An 18,712-nucleotide genomic window follows, 5' to 3' on the forward strand; every position below is an offset into this window, starting at 1 on the left:
CGTTTGTGTTTTTGGTGAGTGATGCTTCTTTGTTATATGCTAGATGTAAGATTTGCGGTACTCTAGCTACCTGCTAAGGAGTTTGCATACATGACACACTTGCTGGTCGGGGTTGATACGGGGGGGACATTTACCGACATTGTGCTCTTGCGTGATGGCGGCTTCAAAGTTCATAAAGTGCTTTCGACGCCCGAGGATCCCTCGCGAGCCATTCTTCAGGGATTGCGCGAACTGGGTATTCTAGAGGATATCGAGGTCCTGGTGCATGGGTCGACTGTGGCGACAAATGCCGTTCTAGAGCAGAAGGGTGTACCCACAGGCTTGATCACGACAGCGGGTTTCCGTGATGTCCTGGAGATCGGCCGGCAAACGCGTCCTAAGCTGTATAGCCTGCGCTCGCAAAAGATCCCTCCCCTGATGCCTCGTGAACGACGCATAGAAGTCAAAGAACGCTTAAATGAGCGAGGGGAGGTGCTTATCGCGCTGGATGAAGCCTCGTTGGAGCGCGCGCTTGACGCCTTACAATCTGCTGGCGTGGAGGCTGTGGCGATCTCTCTCCTCTTTAGCTTCGCCAATCCTGAGCATGAGCGGCGTGTGGCGGCGCGGGCGCGTGAGGCAGGATTCTATGTGTCAGCCTCCTCAAGCGTTTTGCCCGAGTTTCGCGAATATGAGCGCACGAGTACCACCGTTTTGAACGCCTATATCGGCCCCTTGATCACGCGCTATCTGGAGCGCCTGGAGCAGGAACTGCCCTCGCATACCACATTGCGCATTATGCAATCTAATGGTGGCTCGATTTCAAGCGCGATGGCGCGGAGCGAAGCAGCCAGAACCCTGCTTTCGGGACCCGCCGCTGGCGTCGTTGGGGCCGCCTTTGTGGCGCAGGCCTCGGGATTCACGCAAACTATTTCCTTCGATATTGGCGGGACCTCGACCGACGTGGCCCTGATCAATGGGATCGCGACCGAGACGACCAATGGCATGATTGGAGGCTATCCGACCCGTCTGCCGATGATCGATATTCACACTGTGGGTGCGGGCGGCGGCAGCATTGGCTGGTTTGATACGGGTGGGGCGTTGCGTGTAGGCCCAATCTCAGCGGGGGCGAATCCCGGGCCTGCCGCCTATGGGCGCGGAGGAAGTGCCGCCACGGTCACTGATGCTCATGTCGTGCTTGGGCGCTTGATACCCGAGGCCTTTCTCGGAGGAACAATGAAATTGGATGCACAGGCTGCTCAGCAGGCAATGCAGGTCACTGCGGAGCGGCTGGGGGGATCAGTTGAAGAGGCTGCTCTGGGTATCATCCGTGTTGTGAACGCCAATATGGAGGCGGCCATACGTGTTATTTCAGTGGAGCGTGGGTGTGATCCACGCGATTTTGTCCTGGTGGCCTTTGGTGGCGCGGGACCACTCCATGCCTGTGAACTGGCGGACGCCCTGCGTATTCCGCGTGTGCTGATTCCTACTGTCCCCGGCGTGCTCTCGGCGCTTGGAACCCTGGTTGCGGATACATTAAAGGACTATGTACGCACAATCATGCTTCCCGCTGAAGAGGCTCAGGAAGTTGCGACCACGGTCCTGGGTGAGTTGGAGCAACAGGGACGCGAGGATTTAGCGCATGAGGGTATCGCCCCTGAAGATATACGAATCGAGCGCTACCTGGACCTGCGTTATGTTGGGCAGGCCTATGAACTGCTCATCCCCTATGGGTATGATGTGGTGCAGGCAGTGCTGGACTTCCATCGCATGCACGAGCAGCGCTTTGGGTATAGCGATAGTCATGAGCGAGTGCAGGTTGTAAACGTACGCCTCAAGGCGCGTGGGGTAGGTGATAAGCCCGCCTATGAGCGCAGAGAGGCTGAGGAGCAGGTGGATGTGCGTCCGTTTGCCCGGCGCAAGGCTCTTTTCACGGGCGCGATGGGCGAGGCGCTCGCGTACGAGGTGCCGGTATACGAGCGCGCTTCACTGCCGGTGGGAGGCGTGTTGCAAGGTCCGGCGATTATTGTGCAATATGATACAACCACCGTGCTACCACCTAACTGGCGCGGCTCTGTTGATGCCGTCAACAACCTGGTGTTTGAGCACGTAGAGGAGGGTGAATCCGCATGATTGAGTCACGCAAGGTAACACCCATCAGCCTGGAGATCTTTCGCAGCGCTCTGACCGCCATCGCGGAGGAGATGGGAACCGTCTTGATGCTTAGCAGTTATTCACCCAATATCAAGGAGCGGCGCGACTTCTCCTGCGCGCTTTTCGATGTGCAGGGGCGTTTGATCGCCCAGGCGGCTCACATTCCCGTGCATCTTGGGGCCATGCCCGACTCGGTTGCGACTGCGCTCACGACCTTCGACCATTTCGCCCCAGGCGACATTATTGCGCTCAACGATCCCTTCCTGGGTGGTTCCCACCTGCCCGATATTACCCTGATCACACCCATTTATGCCGAAATTCAGAACGCGCCATGTTTAATTGGCTTCGCTGCCAACCGGGCGCATCACTCAGATGTAGGCGGCATCTCCGCAGGCTCCATGCCACTTGCTAGCGAGATCTACCAGGAGGGGATCATTATTCCTCCGGTCAAGTTGTGGGAGGCAGGGCAGCCCAATCAGCCTCTGCTCTCGTTGCTCTTGCGCAATGTGCGTACGCCTGCTGAGCGCAGAGGCGACCTGGCGGCTCAGGTGGCGGCCAATCGTACCGCCGTTCGCCGCATGGAGGAAATGGTTGCGCGTTGGAGTCTGCCCACGCTGCAAGCGCATATCGAGGAGCTAATCGCCTATGCCCGGCGCATTACCTGCGCGACCATCGCGAATATGCCCGATGGGACTTATCGCTTCGAGGATTATCTCGATGATGACGGCATCGGCGAGGAGTCAGTGAAAATAGCGGTGAGCGTGACCGTTAGCGGCGAAGCTATGACGGTCGATTTCTCAGAAAGTAGCTCGCAGGTGCGTGGGAATATCAATACCGTGGCGGCGGTGGCGAAGTCGGCGGCCTACTATACCGTGCGCTGCCTGATGCCCGAAGATGCTCCCATGAATCACGGGACATTTGCCCCAGTGACGGTTATCGCGCCCGCTGGAACGGTGGTCAATGCACGTCCTCCGGCTGGGGTGGCCCAGGGAAACGTTGAGACCTCGCAACGTATTACCGATACCATCTTTGGTGCGCTGGCCCAGGCGCTACCGGAGGCTATCCCTGCCGCCGGGCAGGGTACAATGAACAATATTACCGCTGGAGGGATTGATCCACGAACAGGCCAGCCCTTTGCCTACTATGAGACGATGGGCGGAGGTATGGGGGCACATCCTGATCAGGATGGTCTCTCGGGCGCGCATGTGCACATGAGCAACACGCTCAATACGCCGGTCGAGGCCTTTGAATACGCCTATCCCATGCGTATCAGTCGCTATGAGCTGCGCGCAGGCTCGGGTGGCCAGGGTAAGCATCATGGTGGTGATGGCCTTGTGCGTGAGATTACCTTTGAGGTACCCACCGATGTCACGCTACTCACTGAGCGGCGGCGCTTCGCCCCCTATGGCCTGCAAGGTGGAGAGCCGGGTCAGCGTGGCGAGAATCGCCTTGTTCACGAGGGGCAGGAGAAGCTTTTGCCGGGGAAGGTCCATTTCCGTGCGTCCCCAGGAGATCGCCTGGCCATTGCCTCCCCAGGTGGTGGGGGTTGGGGAAAAGCTAGCCCCGGAGGAGAGGAACGCGAGATCCAGGTGGGCGATGCCGTACTCTGGCCTGCGAAGATCGATCACTCCGCCTGAACTGAGGAAGGTTCCCTGGAGGCTATCGTGATCGAAGTTTCTACAGAGGAATAACGTATAATAGGGCAAGACTGGTATATAAGAGCGTATAGTAGGCAGGAAGCGAGGAGACTTCACGATGAGGTTTGGTATCTGTGCATCCATGCGCGAGGTTGCCGCACTCAAAACGATTCCCTTTGATTATCTTGAGGAGAGTGTGCAGCGTTTTCTAGTGCCAGAGGCGCCCAGAGAAGTTTTTCTGGAGCAGCTACAGTTTGCACGCACTTTGCCCGTTCCTGTTGAGACAGCTAATGTTTTCCTGCCCGGAGACCTGGCGTTGATCGCTACTCCCGCGCGACCTGTAGATCGCTCACGCATTGAGCGCTATGTGCAAACAGCCCTCCAACGAGCGGCGGAGGCCGGTATTCGTTTGATTGTCTTTGGCAGTGGCGGGGCGCGTGCCTGTCCAGAAGGTTATGCGCATAATGAGGCCCTGTCACAGCTTGGAGTGTACCTGGAGCGCTGGAATATCTGGGCTAGCAGGTATGGGGTCGAGCTTGTGCTGGAACCTCTGCGCTATGAGGAGAGCAATATCTTCAATACGGTCAGTGAAACGGGGGCCTTTGTCGCAAGTCTGAACGCATCGCATGTGCGCTTGCTGGCAGATACGTATCATATGGCCTGTAATGATGAGGCTCCTGAGACCCTTATCCCGGTTGCGCGGAATCTTGCACACGTGCATGTGGCAGAACATACGGGACGCTCGGCCCCGGGGCGCCATGGCGAGGACCTGCGTCCCTATTTTCGGGTGCTTCACCAGGCTGGCTATGATCATCGTATCTCGATCGAGTGCAACTGGGATGATTTCGCGGTGCAGGTTGCTCCAGCCTTTGAGGCATTGCATGAGCAATGGGAGGGTAGTATACACCGCTAGCGCAGCTTGAGGCCCAAAACGTCATGCGCTGCGTTAGCAGCGCATGACGTTTTGGGCCCTGGAACTTTTCTGGCTCCGCTTCGTTGTATCTGCGAAGGAGGTGCATAGTATGCGTCGTACATTTGTGTTCTTCTCTTTGTGTTTGCTTTGCGTGTTGCCATTAGGTATGGCTGCTTGCGGGAGTGGCACTCAGCCAGGTTTTGGTTCAAGCGCCACTCCAGGGGAGACTCCAACTCCCCCCGAAAAAACTGCTACTCCTGGTGCCCCAACGCCGGTGCCTTCGCAGAAGACGCCTGGCGCTTCCACCTCTGTGGAGGTTATTGTCAGTAAGACATCCTATGCGAGACAGGAGGCGATAACGATAACGATCTCCAATCGTTCTGCGCAAAGCATCTTTGCCGCGATCAATCCCTCCAGTTGCACGATTATCCAACTTGAGCGCCAGACCAGCGCGGGCTGGCAGGTCCAACGTCTCTGTGGTTCTTTCTCCGCAACAAGTATGGTTGCGATCACAGCCCAGTCGAGCAAGTTCATTGTGCTTAAACCCAGATTTCCAGGCATGCAGCCCGCAACAACGCCGGGTATATGGACTGTGGGAACATATCGTGTCGTTCTGGCCTATCATCCAGCTCCAGATCCAGATACGATTGGTGGCGGAACGCAGGTTTATTCACAGAACTTTGCAATCGCTTGAAAACATGTTCTTGCATATATATTGACATTGTTCAAACTTAACGGTATGCTTATAAACATGTAAGCAACAAAAGCATTTCTGCCATTTTTGCTATTATTGATGTGCTTACATGGCATTTCCCTGCTCCCTTCACACTGCATAGGATGCAGTTCATCACACACGGCTCTGGGGAGGGCCTGGTTCCCTTCTACTATACGTACAACTTAACAAAAGCATATACGGACATGCACATGATTTTTGAGACAGCTATGTGCCAGGACCGTGTATGCCTGGAGAGTGCATGGGGTAGTAGGGTATGGCCCGCGATGTATCCAGTTGATAAGACTGTGTTCTTATCGTGCTGAGATACTTGACTGATTTCTGATTAAATAATCTGTGCTATCAGTCGTGTCCTCGCAAAAGCAAGGAGGTTTTTCGCGTATGTCTCGCTCCCACGTATGGCGGCGCTATGTCATCGCGAGCATTTGTGCCGCACTTATGCTTTTTAGCACAACTGCCGCATATGCCAGGCCAGTGCAGCCACATTACAATCACTTCCTCTATAACAATCCCGATGGAGATGCCCTGTATGAGGACGGTCCTGAGGGGCAAGCGGAGGCGGCGGCACAACAGTATGATGATCGTGCCTATCCACGAACGTACATCGATTATACGCGTGTCAACACTGCCTATAATGCCCATCTTGCTGTTACCCAGCAGGCGATGCCAGCCAACATCAAGTCAAACAGTAACGGTGACTGGCAGCTTGTGGGTCCTAGCACTCCCCAGGTTGCACCTCAGGCTACCTACACCGGGCGTGCTACCGTTACATCTGGCCGCATGAATGTTATTTTAGTGGCCAACGACTGTAATGCTACGCTCTGTCGTGTCTGGGTTGGCGCGGCTGGTGGCGGCATCTGGTCGACTGAGAATGGTCTGGCTGCGAAACCCAATTGGACCTATTCTTCGGATGGCCTCTCCTCCAACGCGATTGGATCGATTGTGCTTGATCCCAATGATCACTCGGGACGGACGCTGTATGCTGGCACGGGCGAGCAGAACGGCTCAAGCGACTCCGAGGCAGGCGTTGGTCTCTTCAAGTCAACCGATTATGGCAAGCATTGGAAACTGGTTGAGGGCAGCGTCCCGGCAGCCAAGGATCGCGCAATTAGCTCGGTCGCCGTTGATCCCACGAACGCCAAACATATCTACATTGGTACGGCGGTTGCGCGCCACGGCTCGTCCGCGGTCAATGGTGGACGTTTTACGCCTCCCCACGCGCCAGTCGTTGGCCTGTACGAGTCGCTCGATGGCGGTAAGACCTTTAAACTGGTCTTTAGCAAAGAGAGCGATACCGTCGATCCTTCTTCTCCAAATGGCAATGACTTCTTCCGTGGTGGTGTAAGCAAAGTGCTCTTCTATCACCAGGGTGCAACGACGCAGGTCTACTTCTCCGTCTTTGATTATGGCGTGTATCGTAGTAATAACGGCTCGTTTGAGCAGGTCTTTGCCTCCGCTGGTCAGGGCACAGTTGCCAATAGCTCACTCTCGCGTACCGAGTTCGCGCTGGCCCCCAATGGAAATAAACTGCGCATCTATGTTGGCGATAGCGGCAGCTCTGCTGCACAGCTATACCGCGTCGATGATGCGAATGTGCCAGCCAGCACTTTGACGAATGGTACAGCCAATCCGGGCTGGCTTGATCTCTCAAGTCAGACTCCCGGCACTCCTGGCTACTCGTCGTACAACTATTGTGGTGGACAGTGTACCTATGACATGCCAGTAGAATCTCCTGCCGGACATCCAGATACCGTCTGGATTGGCGGGCAGATGCAGTATGACGAGATCTTTACCACGACCCCGCCTTCCAATGGTCGCGCGGTTCAGCGCTCCACCAACGCTGGTGTTAGCTTTACCGATATGACCAATGATACCCAGAATCCTCCTCTGGGTATGCATCCCGACCAGCACGTCATCGCCTTCGCACCCAGCAATCCCGATATTGCCTTCCTGGGTTCGGATGGTGGTATTGTACGTACAAGTGGGCAGTTCGCGGATACCTCCAGCGATTGCGCGAATCGCGGCATCTCGGGGACTGATCTGACGGATTGTCAGGCATGGCTGAAGGCGATTCCAACGCGCATTTACAGTCTCAACGATGGTCTCTCAACCCTTCAGTTCCAGAGCTTGTCGGTCAACCCGAAGGATCCCAAGCATGACCTGATTGGTGGTACTCAGGATAACGGCACCTTTGCCAGCACGCCATCAAACCTCTCCGTCTGGACACAGACCGTGGGCGGCGATGGTGGCAACTCGGTTATTGACGCTGGCAACCCCACTATTCGTATGCACACCTACTATGGTCCAAATGGCGACGTCAACTTCCGTGGCAACGATCCCAATGGTTGGGACTACTGGGCGGACCCGCTCTTCGCGAGTGGAGAGGCGGCCTCGTTCTATGTGCCTCTGATTGGCGATCCCAAGGTGAGCCAGACGATGTTTGTCGGCCTGGAGCACGTGTGGCGCACGCAGGATAGTGGTGGTCCCCAGGCGTACATGGATCAGCACTGCAACGAGATCACAGGAGACTTCACGGTACAGTGTGGCGACTGGGTCCCCCTGGGTCCCAACCTGGTAGACTCCACCTTTGGCACAGATAAGGGCGGTAGCTATGTGGTAGCCCTTAAGCGTGCGCCGAGTGATACGGGGACGCTCTGGGCGGCGACACGCCGTGGCCGTCTCTTCATCTCGACCAACGCCAATGCTCCCGCCGCTAACGTGACCTATACACGTATCGATACCTCGGCACAGCCCAATCGCTTTATCAGCGGTATCGCGGTTGATCCGAAGGATAAGTATCACGCCTACATCTCCTTCTCGGGGTATGACGCGTATACTCCCAATACGACAGGTCATGTGTTCGATGTCCATTACAATCCCGCGACGGGCAAAGCGTCGTGGAAGGATATCAGCGCTAACCTGGGCGATCAGCCTATCACGAACGTTGCCTATGACAGCGTGACCGGCAACCTTTATGTCGCGACCGACTTTGGTGTCGATGTCCTGCGCAAGGGTAGCTCGCACTGGCGCACCGCCGCTAAGGGTTTGCCGATGGTGGCTGTCTATAGCCTGACCATCTCCGAGTCCGGACGCGTGCTCTATGCGGCCACACATGGGCGCAGCGCCTGGCGGCTCAATCTCTCCAACGACTAAGTGACTGCCCTGTCAGTCCGTACCAGGGACCCTGCGCTCAATTGAGCGCAGGGTCCCCTTTTTTTATGGCCTGGGCTTCCTATTGGTTGGCACTATGTTCTGTATATTGGCTGTTGTACCGCAGCTGGACATACTATACGCTTTCTGTAGGAGCATATGATGGAGTGAGGAAAATGCCTGCGGCATTTTCCTCACTCCATCATATATACTCAAACGAGCCACAAGGTGGCGAGAAGTCCTGAGTAGAATATATAGAAGAATGGATACTACATGCGGCATATCTTCTGGCGCTCTCTCTTTTCATGGAAGTATTTTTTGCGTTTGCTGGTGGTTATCGCTGGCTTATTCCTCTACGCGCTTGGCATCGTACTGACCTATCGCTCTGGTGTGGGACTAGACCCCTGGGATGTCTTTCACCAGGGTATTAGCCGGAATACTCCGCTCTCCTTTGGTATGGCCAATATCGTGGTTGGCGCGGCTTTGATTGTGTTGACGCTGGCGCTCAAGGTCTATCCCGGCGTAGGGACCATCTTGAATATGTTCCTTATCGGAACCTTTGTGGACCTGCTTTTGCGCTTCAATGTTATTCCAGATATAGGACACCTGGCGCTGTTCTGGCGCTTGCTCTGCAATGCACTTGGCGTAGGCGTCATTGGCCTGGGAACGGCCTTCTACATTACACCCCGTCTGGGCACGGGACCTCGCGATGGCTTAATGATGCGCCTGCACACCCTCACCGGGCTGCGCGTGGCGATTGTGCGTACCTCTATCGAGGTGTGTGTGCTGGTGATAGGGTTCCTGCTGGGCGGCACCGTGGGTATTGGCACACTCATCTTTGCCCTGGGCATCGGACCCGCGGTTGAGGGAAGTTTTTACCTGCTAAAGAAGGTTATGGCGTGGATGCATCTGGTTTCCCATACCAGGCCCGTGGCGCAGGCCCATATGGATGCTGTCGGAGAAAACGCGACCCTCTCGGGCGAAAAATAGGGCATTTGACCCATCCCTCTTGTTCTGCCAGGCTGTATGCTAAGAGGCGTAGAGTGGTAAGTATTGATAAGGAGAGGCCATAGGTTAATGCATCTAACTATTAATCTAGATATGGCCGCGTTTGCAATAACCTTTGGACAGGAGGGCTCGTAATGGCTCGAAGCCTCTATCGTTTCTACTTATATGCGGTTGCCACGGCATTATTGATTTTTGCGATTACCGCCTTTGGCTCGCTGCTCTCGACAGGCCTCGCGTTTACGCCCCTGCGTGGCACATATCAGAGTATACCGGCACAGGCGCAATTCGTGCAGGCTGTGAGCTATGCCTGTGTGGCATTTCTCATTGCAGGCCTCTTAGGTGGCCTGCACTACTGGCTCATATGCCGTGATCTCCGGCAAGAACCTCAGGCAGCACACAGCGCTATCCGTTCCTTCTTCTTGAACACAACCGAAGGGATAAGCGTTGCCTTTGGTGTGCCATTGCTGGGCGCGGCACTCTCGTCGTTGGCGTCGACCTACTATAGCGGTGTCATCTTCATCTGGTCGTCAGCTCTCTCCTTCTTGCTTCTAGCCTGCCTGGTACATCTTGAGCGTCGACGCACTGGTGAGCCTACGGGACTCGCGCTTGTCTTTCAACGCATCCACATCTTCGGTGTGCAACTCGTTTTATTGTTCACTGTGACGGCCTTCTTCGTGTTTGTGCCTGCGATCAGAGAGGTGATCGATACGCTTTTCTTTGGTGGTGCTGCCCAGTGTGATATGAATTCCTCCTGCAATCCTGCCAACCCCTTCTGGCTACTGATCTCCTTGCTCTGGGTCGCGGGAAGCTGGATTTTTTACAGTTGGATGGCACGTCAGGATCGATCCATGGCGACACGTTTGATCTTTCATGGCCTGGGCCTGGCCTATGGTGTGGCCTTCCTGCTGCGAGGATGTTTTCTGGCGATTGTTGTGCTGCTTCACCTGGGGTATAGAGATACTGTCCACCTGGCGCAGATTCTGGGATATCAGGGAACATATGATTTCTTCTCGCCCCTGGTGTTGGGGGTGCTTCTCATTGGCATCTATGTCTGGTCATTGAACAGTAGCATACGCCAGGAATTGACGCGTTTGGAAGTATTGCGCCTGACCATGCTGGCAATTGTAGGGGCCGTCCTGGCGGGTGCGTTCTGGTGGGGGCTAGGGAGATTACTCTTTAATGAGCTGGAGATAGTGTTCCCAACCAATGGAGTGCTGGTAGATCACCAGGCGTGGTTTGAGTCCTGGGCATTGGTGCTCTGCGGGGCCTGCTATGTGTTGGTAGACTGGTATGTGCGCAGAGTATATAAACGGGATGGCGAACTGGTAGCGGGACCGCGTCGTGGGTATGTGCTCACCCTTCTGGGAGCAGGCGTCCTGGCGGGTGCGATTGGCCTGGCAGTGGTATTGTATACCGGTGTTACCACACTGCTTGGTTCAGCTGTGTCGAACTGGCAGCTGGCGGCGCAGGGAGGACTTAGTGCCTTCCTGGTTGGCGGCGTCCTGGTGGGTATCTATCTGCCAACCGCGCTTCGTGAGCATCTCTTCAAAGGGAGCGAGGTGCCACATGAGGAGAAGCCCTCTTCTGTAGTAGTTCAGCAACCCACGGGTGTAGTATCGGAAGAAGGTCATGAGGAGCAGCCTGCTTTGTCGCAAGACGCGGCGATTGAAGCGATCCTGGATGCCTTGCTGGCCAACAATCTCTCGCGTGATCAAGCTGCTGCGCGTCTGCACGAGCTTATACACGTGGGCAAGTAGTTACTCTGGAGCGAGACAAAGCCCTGATAGTGCGTCTGGCCTATTAGGGCTTTGTCTTGTTAAGTTATGTTTTGGGTGAGCGGCCCAAGGAGCCTTAGGCGTGCGAATAGCGGAGCGTCTCCACCTCAAGGGGTGTCACTGTATGCGTATGTGGTGTGGTCTGCGTTTTAGGTGAGCAGTGTGGGCAATAGGAGAACAGAACCGAACTATGTGGACGGCGCATTTTGCATGCGTGACGGTTGCAAATGGTATGCCCGCACTTGACGCAGGACTGAGTGTTCCACCAACCTAGTGATGCGTTGCACAGGGTACAAGACTTTTCATTATGCATGAGCTTCATGCCTCTGGCTCCTTTGACTGATTCTCAATCGGGATGATACGCCCGGCCAAACCAAACTCTGATCCATCTCTGGTAAATGATCATATTTCCGACTGCTCTAATAAGATATTAGCACACCCTAACAAAGACGTCAATATAGTGGTAATGATGAGTGGCTACTGGTTCTTCCGGGTCTGCTAGCCGTACTATTTCATATAGGCGAGGAGAGCGAGCCAACCAAGCGCTAGTAGGATAAGAGCCTTAAGACTTTCGACGAGAATAAAAGCTTTGTGGTGATGGGTAGTGGGGAGCGGATTGCCTGCTATCGCCTGCTCGGCGCGGCGATTGAGGACTGGACGCAGGCTCATTGATTGGTAGAGCACAAGGATAATGATGAGAGCAAGAAGGAGCGCCAGGAGAAGGCTGGGAAAGTGCAGAGCATAGCTGCCAATCAGGATGACTACCAGGAGAATTTCTATTCTATTGAGAGCGGTAAAGACCAGGCGTCCGATCCCAAGTCCCAGGGCCTGAGTAATCCCGGGTGCGCGGAATTTAAGTGGTGTCTCCAAAAAAGAGATGCCCAGTAGCAATCCCAGCCAGAGAAAGGGGAGCGCAACCTGTAATGCTTGAGCTATGTAAACCATGAAAATATTTCCTTCGCGACTTTCTAATCGATATCTGTGCTTGTTACTCCTCTATAGATTGTAGAGCAACAGCCAGCGGAACGCAAAGGCAAACAAGACATAGGGTGTCATATAGGGAGCGCTATACTCTCTGGAGGAAAAAGGTCTGATGTGTTTTAGAAAGGAATGTTATGGCGCGTATGAAGTATGGCTTTGTCTTACTGGGAAACGACAAGCAGGTCGTGGAACTGGCGCAGGAGGCAGAGGTGGCAGGCTGGGATGCTATCTTTTTACCTGATGACTATGGGAGTGCCTGGCTTAGACTGGCTGCTATTGCGATGAAGACTGAGCGCATACACCTGGGGACTATGCTTACTCCCTTGCCTCAGCATCATCCCTGGACTGTCGCGGCGCAGGTGGCAACGCTGGATCATCTCTCCAATGGACGTGTAATTCTGGCTGCTGGCTTAGGTGTGCTGGAACTAGATAAGGTTGGCTTGCAGGAAAATCGTAAGAGGGCGCAGATGCTAGATGAAGGTCTGGATTTATTGTCGTTGTGGTGGCAGGGAACCTCTATGCGAGATCTGACCTATGAGGGGCATCATTATCGGCTTACAGAAATGGCGGCGGATGTTCCATGGCCAACCCATAAACCGCTCCAGCAGCCGCGTATCCCTATCTGGGTCATAGGCGGAGAGAAGGCGAGCCAGGTACGAAGGGCAGCACATTGGGACGGTGCGCTTATGCATGGCAGCCCCGAGGAGATTCGCCAGCGTCGGGCTATGATTGAGGCACAGCGCATTGATAGCGTCCCTCTGGAGTATATTGTCGAAGGGGAGACTCCAGGCAATGATCCAGAACAGGCCCGCGCGATAGCCCAGTCCTATGCCGAAGCGGGAGCTACCTGGTGGATCGAGAGTATGTGGGAGGAGAAGGATCGTGGCTATGACATGTTGGGGCGCATCAGAAAGGGACCTCCCGGAGATATACAGGTCAAGTGGTAGGGGTGGTATGGCCCCAACACGTGTTTTTGCAGCATCGGTCGGGAGCATGTGCAAATATTAAAAAAACTTCAGGGGGCTTGCGACCCTCTGAAGTTTAGCTGTGATTATGTATTGGAAGTTAATCTTCACCTACACTGACAGCCTCGGTCAGTTCATATTCCTCTGATGCTGGCATATGGCCGTTAGGACCCACCAGGGAAGGTGTCAGCCCCATCAGAGCATACTCAGGATAGGCGACCGCGCCATGCTCGTGCAGGTCCAGGCCCTCAATCTCACCCGCTTTGGAGACGCGCAGCACGCCCACATATTTCAGCGCAAACATGAGGACAAGGGAGACGACCATGGTTGCCGCCACCACCGCGCCAGAGCCGATGGCCTGGTCGAGCAGCTGCGTGGCCCCGCCACCGTAGAAGAGACCTGTGACAACCGAACTGGTGTCGGCACCTGTGGGTGTCGGCAAACCGTATGCACCCGACGCGAAGAGACCGAGAGAGAGTGTACCCCAGATACCCGCCCCCAGGTGGACAGGAACGGCGCCAATAGGGTCGTCGACGCGCAGGTACTCCAGGACATCAATGCTCCAGATTACGACGAGAGCGGCAATTGCTCCAATGAAGAACGCGCCAATAGGATCAACCCAGTAGCAGGGGCAGGTAATGGCGACCAGTCCTCCTAAGAAGCCGTTGACAGTGAGGCCTAGGTCCCATTTTTTCGTACGAGCGTAGGAGTAGAAGAGAGCCACCAGGCCACCGCTACAGGCTGCAAGCGTAGTGTTGAAGGCGACGCGACCAATGCCAACCGCATCGAGCGCAGAGAGTGTGCTACCAGGATTAAAGCCATACCAGCCAAACCAGAGGATCAAGCCACCGACAGCACCGATGATCAGGTCGTGTGGCGCAGGTGGGCCACCGCCATCGCGCTTGAAGATGCGACCCAGACGAGGACCAAGAGCGATAGCACCCGCTAATGAGATGGCACCGCCAATGCTGTGAACGACCGTCGAGCCAGCGAAATCGTGGAAGTTGAGGCCGACGAGCCAGCCATCAGGACCCCAGGCCCAGTGACCAATGATCGGATAAATGAAACCGGTAACGCCAATGCTATAGAGGATGTCGCCCCAGAAGCCGCAGCGGCCGATCATCGCACCCGAGGTGATGGTCGAAGCTGTATCAGCGAAGGCGAACTGGAAGACCCAGAAGGCGAGCAGGGGCACACCCGTCGAAAGATAGGTGGAGGGGAGACCCATAAGGAAGAAGCCCTGGGTGCCGATAAAGGGCGTACCAGGCTCGAACATAAAGGCGAAGCCCCAGGCCCAGAAGAGAATGCCACAGATGCAGGTGTCAGCGATACCTTCTACCAGGATGTTGACCGATTCGCGAGAGCGTGCGAAGCCCGCCTCAAGCATAACAAAGCCAACCTGCATACCAAAGACCAGGAACGCAGCAACCAGTACCCATACCGTATTCACGGCATTTATTTCTGGTGTCATAGTCGGAGCACCATGGACTGTTGCGTGTACCACTGTTGGCAGGATTACCCACATCGCGGTGAGGACAAGAGCCAGGCCTAGCAACTTTCCAGTCATGAGGAGTGCGACGTTCTTACGAACGATTGGATTGCTTGCGTTTGTGCGCAAGCGCTCCCAGGTAGTGCGGAGAAGTTTCGTCATCTTGCAATAAGTCCTTTCGTGCGAAAGACAACTTGAGTAAGAAATGTGCTCAATGCGAGCAGATGGCGAACGTACTCGGCGCTGAGTAATCGTGGTTAGCGCCTGTGGGGGGCGCTGCCACCAGGGAGGGAGTCTGTAAATATCATCATTGATGTACATCGGTTCTATGGATTAGTATAGAGCCTTTTAATTTATATTCTTAGATACAACTTGTCACAAATCGATCGCCTGTTTTTGTGCAATTTTTACAAAGATAAGCGGTTTGTTGAGGCTTTCTTGAGAGAAAAGATCTTTTATTGAGCTTGCATTTAGTATAAAGGTCTTTTTATTGAGAATTTATTTAGAAAATAGCTGCGGTGATTTGTTTAAAATGCCCATATCTAAAGTGGGGAGGATTCAAGTAGACTTGAGACGTTTCTGTTAGGAAGGCCCCGAGATATGGAGCGAGAGAAAAAGCGTGGCCCTGGTCTCTGTAAGAGGCTACATGAGCCAGGGAAGCGCAATATCTCTTATCTGAGTTGAAGAGGTTTGGATCTCAGATAGAGGCAGCTGCAGACTCAATGCATGATGTTGAGTTGTAAGGTGGGAGGGAGCAGAGGAATGGCCTCAGGAGGAGTGCGTGTTCCCTTTGCGGTTCCACCAGCGGCGAAAGGCGACTATGGCCCAGATGCCTTCCACCACGCCAAATGGCCAGGTGCCAGCCAGCCAGCCGTAGAGCGAAGAGGCCGCACAGGCACAGGCAAAGACTAGAACCCAGTAAGCGGCACGATGTTCGAGGGCATAAGAAAGTAGCATGACTCCCACGGCGCATGCTCCAAAGATCGTCAGCACATCCATAGATTTTCGGTTCTCGTTTCTAGAAGGGTAGTGACGTACGCTTGCCAGGATGCGTAATCCAAAGCTAGCGTTCGATGATATGTCCAGCCTGTTCTAGCACCTGCAAGGCGCGTTCCACATTCTCCTCTTTGACCAGCAGGTAATCAGTCGCATACGTTGCGATGGCCAGGACACTGATGTAGGCTTCTGCCAGGGGAATTGCCAGCGAGGCATTGATGCCTGCAATCGAGAAATCAAAGGCCCCACGCACCTGAACACAGCGCCACCCGCGCTCCGCTTCAATATCGCCAGGAACATTATCCTCCTGGCAGACGATAGAGAGCTCTTCGGGTGTACGTGTCAGGGAGACAAAATCGCCGAGCAGAGCCCAGTAAGGGATATGTTTATCAGGGTGGAACTGACACACAGCATATTTATCTGGTAGTAGTGAGAGATTGAGTTGTTTCATCGTTAACTGCGCTTGCTCCTTTATTGCTTGCATTTTAGTCTTTAACTGCATCAAGTTGCCAATTACAAGCATATTGGTCTTTTTGTTTCTGCCAGAGCGTCCACAGCGATAGCAGGCCGGAACGCAATTCTCAACGGTTGTTCCTCCTCCTTGTGGTAATGGAATAATGTGACTCATGACCTGGAAGGGCCGCTCCTGGCAGTAGGCGCAATGCCAGTTGAAATAGTGCAGGGTCGTAAGCCATTCAAGTAGCGTTAGCGTGGCCTGTGCCTGGAGCGAGCGTGTTTTGCATAATTGTCCCTCAAGGCGATCTATTTCACGGATAATCAAGAGATAGTATTCTTCCGTACCAGCGAGTTGGCGAATAGTCTGTACATGTTTACGCTTGCTCGTCATGACTCGTTCTGCGATGCAGAATAAGGCTCGCTGATGTTTTGGTCCCATTGATGTTTCCTTACATCTCTAGGCGCGTCCTTACCTGTATATTGTGACCCCTACCCCTTCGATCCCTCTATGCACAAGGGGTCGAAGGGGTATACGAACGGCATCGAAAGCTATTAGTCGCCGCTTGTCAGCGCGCTATCACCACCAGTTTCAAGCACAATATCACTGTCGCTAGCAAGGTTCGCCTTGTGGTCCTCTGGATAGAGGATGGGAATACCTTTGACGAGCTTGCGAATGTAGAGATAGGCGAAGCCAACAACTAGCCAGAGGAGTGAGAAGGCTCCTGCGATAATTGTGTCTGTCTGCGTGGTACCACCACCAGCGATGGCGAAGTAAAGCACGCCGATCAGCATAGCGACATTGAGCAAGGCTCCCAGCCCTGGAAAGATGAATGTTGTAAGGAAGTTGCGCCCCATAGCACCAGCAAAGGCGACGATGCAGATGAGGCAAGTCAGGCCATAAAGTAAGAACGTGCCGATATTTGAAATGAGTGTTACCTGCGTGAGATTATCGATGTTGAGCACACCGTAGCTACCAATGATGGCTGAGATCACGGAGAGCACAATCACACCGACGTGTGGTGTGCGGTATTTACCATGCAGGAAGCCGAAGACCAGGGGAAGCTCTGTATCTTTTCCCATTGCATAGGTTACGCGAACACCTGTGTTGAGACAGGAGAGCGCAGTACCGATGAGCGCGATAACAACTGTAGCGGCCAGGATCACTGCGAAAGCCAGGCCATTACCACCAAGCATCTGGTCGCCAATGATTTTCGCCATGTCCCCAATGGGCGCCCCAGAGGCGAACGCGGCGTCAAAACCAGTCTTGCCAGCGGCATGGTAGCCCGTGTTGATAAAGTAGTTTGCGGCGAAGTACTCCAGGAAGTAGAAAACAACCGCCTGAATAACCAGGGAGAGCAGGACGCCACGCGGAATATCGCGTCCAGGATTCTTGGACTCGGCAGCCAGGGCCGTCGCCGATTCAAAGCCGACAACCAGCAAGATGGCGATAGTGGATTGCTGAATAAGACCTGAGAGGTCATGTGGCATAATCACGCTCAGTGCGCTGGTGTGCAGATAATGCATCGCGGGATGCTGAGCACGATAGATAATGGCAAGTACAGAGAAGGTGACAAGGGCGACGATCTGAATCACGTTGATAACGATATTTGCCAGCGTCGAGCCAGTCACGCCAACATAGGCGATGGCGCCGACGATTCCGGCGAAGACCACACATACCAGTACCTCTTGCCAGGGTGCGCCAAAGTCGGGATAGAATGTCTGGATAATGTAGGTGATAAGCAGGCCCATGAAGGCCACCATCACGCCCGGGTAGATCCAGTAATACAGGTGAGAGGCCCAGCCAACCAGGAACTTGCTCAGGCGCGCGAACTTGAAGTGTCGATGCTCTTCCTTATGCAGCACTGAGGCTTCGGCGAAATAATACGAGCTACCAGCACCTGCTTCAGGGTAACGGTTCGCCAGCGCTGAGTAAGCGACGGCTGTGAGCAAGGCAATCGCAGTTGCAATGAAGACCGAGGCCCACATGTTCATTGCGGAGGAGGGATTGGCTTGCAACTGATAGGTGGTCCAGAGGAAGGCTCCAGGCGCGATAAGCGCCATGGCGTTGATCGTGACACCGGTGAGACCAAGGGTCGGTACCATTTTGACTTCGCTTGGGTTTTGAGTTGCCATGTCAGACTCCCTTCTTAAACTGGTTTGAACCGTGCATATGGCGTCATTACCATGGAGAGGGGTCGTCTTTGCTCACCTGGAGAGAGGTTCGCGTCCGGTGCGTACCTGTTCCAAATATCTCTTAGAGCAAAGTATATGAATTTTTTGGCAGAGATACTATGTGTAAAACAGAAAATTTTAAGCGTGATTTTTGTGTAAGATGCACAAAAATCACGCTTTTCTTGAGCGTCCTTTGAGGAGAGCCAGTTCTTCTTTGCGCGGAATTTGAATCTCTCAGCTCAGTGGGATAGTCAATTTGTACAGAGGGGCAATAAGTCAGGAAAAGAGGGGATTGGCCCGCTTCTAT

Annotated in this window: 13 protein-coding genes; 8 read left to right on the plus strand and 5 right to left on the minus strand. The window is 54.3% G+C overall.

The genetic code is table 11. From position 1 onward, the window contains the following. Window positions 1–90 precede the first annotated feature (90 nt). The 7 genes from JMJ04_RS18845 (at window position 91) to JMJ04_RS18875 (ending at window position 11,328) form a co-directional block, all read left to right on the plus strand. On the plus strand, window positions 91–2,109 hold the full coding sequence (locus JMJ04_RS18845) for a hydantoinase/oxoprolinase family protein (protein WP_201371971.1): 2,019 nt from the start codon (window positions 91–93) through the stop codon (window positions 2,107–2,109). Further along, window positions 2,106–3,767 carry a hydantoinase B/oxoprolinase family protein gene (locus JMJ04_RS18850; RefSeq protein WP_236038070.1) on the plus strand — a complete coding sequence of 554 codons (1,662 nt, stop codon included), beginning with the start codon at window positions 2,106–2,108 and terminating at the stop codon, window positions 3,765–3,767. Before JMJ04_RS18845 ends, JMJ04_RS18850 begins: the two co-directional genes overlap by 4 nt. Before the next feature lie 118 nt (window positions 3,768–3,885). Continuing rightward, the gene (locus JMJ04_RS18855; protein ID WP_201371972.1) at window positions 3,886–4,680 is read left to right on the plus strand and encodes a sugar phosphate isomerase/epimerase family protein; all 795 of its coding nucleotides are present in this window, start codon (window positions 3,886–3,888) and stop codon (window positions 4,678–4,680) included. 109 nt (window positions 4,681–4,789) lie between these two features. Next, window positions 4,790–5,374, plus strand: coding sequence for a hypothetical protein (locus JMJ04_RS18860; RefSeq protein WP_201371973.1), 585 nt, complete (start codon window positions 4,790–4,792; stop codon window positions 5,372–5,374). A 420-nt stretch (window positions 5,375–5,794) separates the two neighbouring features. Continuing rightward, window positions 5,795–8,566, plus strand: coding sequence for a WD40/YVTN/BNR-like repeat-containing protein (locus JMJ04_RS18865; RefSeq protein WP_201371974.1), 2,772 nt, complete (start codon window positions 5,795–5,797; stop codon window positions 8,564–8,566). Between the two features lie 315 nt (window positions 8,567–8,881). Beyond that, window positions 8,882–9,553: a YczE/YyaS/YitT family protein gene (locus tag JMJ04_RS18870; RefSeq protein ID WP_201371975.1), complete on the plus strand. Its 672-nt coding sequence runs from the start codon at window positions 8,882–8,884 to the stop codon at window positions 9,551–9,553. 152 nt (window positions 9,554–9,705) lie between these two features. Beyond that, window positions 9,706–11,328, plus strand: a complete 1,623-nt coding sequence (locus JMJ04_RS18875) for a hypothetical protein (RefSeq protein ID WP_201371976.1) — start codon at window positions 9,706–9,708, stop codon at window positions 11,326–11,328. A gap of 525 nt (window positions 11,329–11,853) precedes the next feature. Here the strand turns inward: JMJ04_RS18875 and JMJ04_RS18880 are convergent. Continuing rightward, entirely contained in the window at window positions 11,854–12,291 is a 438-nt protein-coding gene (locus JMJ04_RS18880) for a hypothetical protein (protein WP_201371977.1), read from the minus strand. A 170-nt stretch (window positions 12,292–12,461) separates the two neighbouring features. Here JMJ04_RS18880 and JMJ04_RS18885 point away from each other — a divergent pair, with 170 nt between their 5' ends. Then, window positions 12,462–13,274, plus strand: coding sequence for an LLM class flavin-dependent oxidoreductase (locus JMJ04_RS18885; RefSeq protein ID WP_201371978.1), 813 nt, complete (start codon window positions 12,462–12,464; stop codon window positions 13,272–13,274). Window positions 13,275–13,392: 118 nt separating this feature from the next. Here JMJ04_RS18885 and JMJ04_RS18890 read toward each other — a convergent pair whose 3' ends face one another. From JMJ04_RS18890 to JMJ04_RS18905, 4 genes are all read right to left on the minus strand, one after another. Then, window positions 13,393–14,943, minus strand: a complete 1,551-nt coding sequence (locus tag JMJ04_RS18890) for an ammonium transporter (RefSeq protein WP_201371979.1) — start codon at window positions 14,941–14,943, stop codon at window positions 13,393–13,395. Between the two features lie 606 nt (window positions 14,944–15,549). Further along, window positions 15,550–15,780 (minus strand): hypothetical protein, encoded by a 231-nt coding sequence (locus JMJ04_RS18895; protein WP_201371980.1) that lies wholly within the window; start codon window positions 15,778–15,780, stop codon window positions 15,550–15,552. Window positions 15,781–15,844: 64 nt separating this feature from the next. After that, on the minus strand, window positions 15,845–16,672 hold the full coding sequence (locus JMJ04_RS18900) for an ACT domain-containing protein (protein WP_201371981.1): 828 nt from the start codon (window positions 16,670–16,672) through the stop codon (window positions 15,845–15,847). 113 nt (window positions 16,673–16,785) lie between these two features. Then, the gene (locus tag JMJ04_RS18905) at window positions 16,786–18,366 is read right to left on the minus strand and encodes an APC family permease (protein ID WP_201371982.1); all 1,581 of its coding nucleotides are present in this window, start codon (window positions 18,364–18,366) and stop codon (window positions 16,786–16,788) included. Window positions 18,367–18,712: the final 346 nt, after the last annotated feature.

This window comes from Ktedonobacter robiniae, assembly GCF_016587375.1.
Taxonomy (GTDB): Bacteria; Chloroflexota; Ktedonobacteria; order Ktedonobacterales; family Ktedonobacteraceae; genus Ktedonobacter; species Ktedonobacter robiniae.

Excerpts from the sequence above, each read along its gene's own strand:
- JMJ04_RS18845 (WP_201371971.1), top strand. The coding sequence starts at position 91 with ATGACACACTTGCTGGTCGGGGTTGATACGGGGGGGACATTTACCGAC.
- JMJ04_RS18850 (WP_236038070.1), top strand. The coding sequence starts at position 2,106 with ATGATTGAGTCACGCAAGGTAACACCCATCAGCCTGGAGATCTTTCGC.
- JMJ04_RS18855 (WP_201371972.1), top strand. The coding sequence starts at position 3,886 with ATGAGGTTTGGTATCTGTGCATCCATGCGCGAGGTTGCCGCACTCAAA.
- JMJ04_RS18860 (WP_201371973.1), top strand. The coding sequence starts at position 4,790 with ATGCGTCGTACATTTGTGTTCTTCTCTTTGTGTTTGCTTTGCGTGTTG.
- JMJ04_RS18865 (WP_201371974.1), top strand. The coding sequence starts at position 5,795 with ATGTCTCGCTCCCACGTATGGCGGCGCTATGTCATCGCGAGCATTTGT.
- JMJ04_RS18875 (WP_201371976.1), top strand. The coding sequence starts at position 9,706 with ATGGCTCGAAGCCTCTATCGTTTCTACTTATATGCGGTTGCCACGGCA.
- JMJ04_RS18880 (WP_201371977.1), bottom strand. The coding sequence starts at position 12,291 with ATGGTTTACATAGCTCAAGCATTACAGGTTGCGCTCCCCTTTCTCTGG.
- JMJ04_RS18885 (WP_201371978.1), top strand. The coding sequence starts at position 12,462 with ATGGCGCGTATGAAGTATGGCTTTGTCTTACTGGGAAACGACAAGCAG.
- JMJ04_RS18890 (WP_201371979.1), bottom strand. The coding sequence starts at position 14,943 with ATGACGAAACTTCTCCGCACTACCTGGGAGCGCTTGCGCACAAACGCA.
- JMJ04_RS18895 (WP_201371980.1), bottom strand. The coding sequence starts at position 15,780 with ATGGATGTGCTGACGATCTTTGGAGCATGCGCCGTGGGAGTCATGCTA.
- JMJ04_RS18900 (WP_201371981.1), bottom strand. The coding sequence starts at position 16,672 with ATGGGACCAAAACATCAGCGAGCCTTATTCTGCATCGCAGAACGAGTC.
- JMJ04_RS18905 (WP_201371982.1), bottom strand. The coding sequence starts at position 18,366 with ATGGCAACTCAAAACCCAAGCGAAGTCAAAATGGTACCGACCCTTGGT.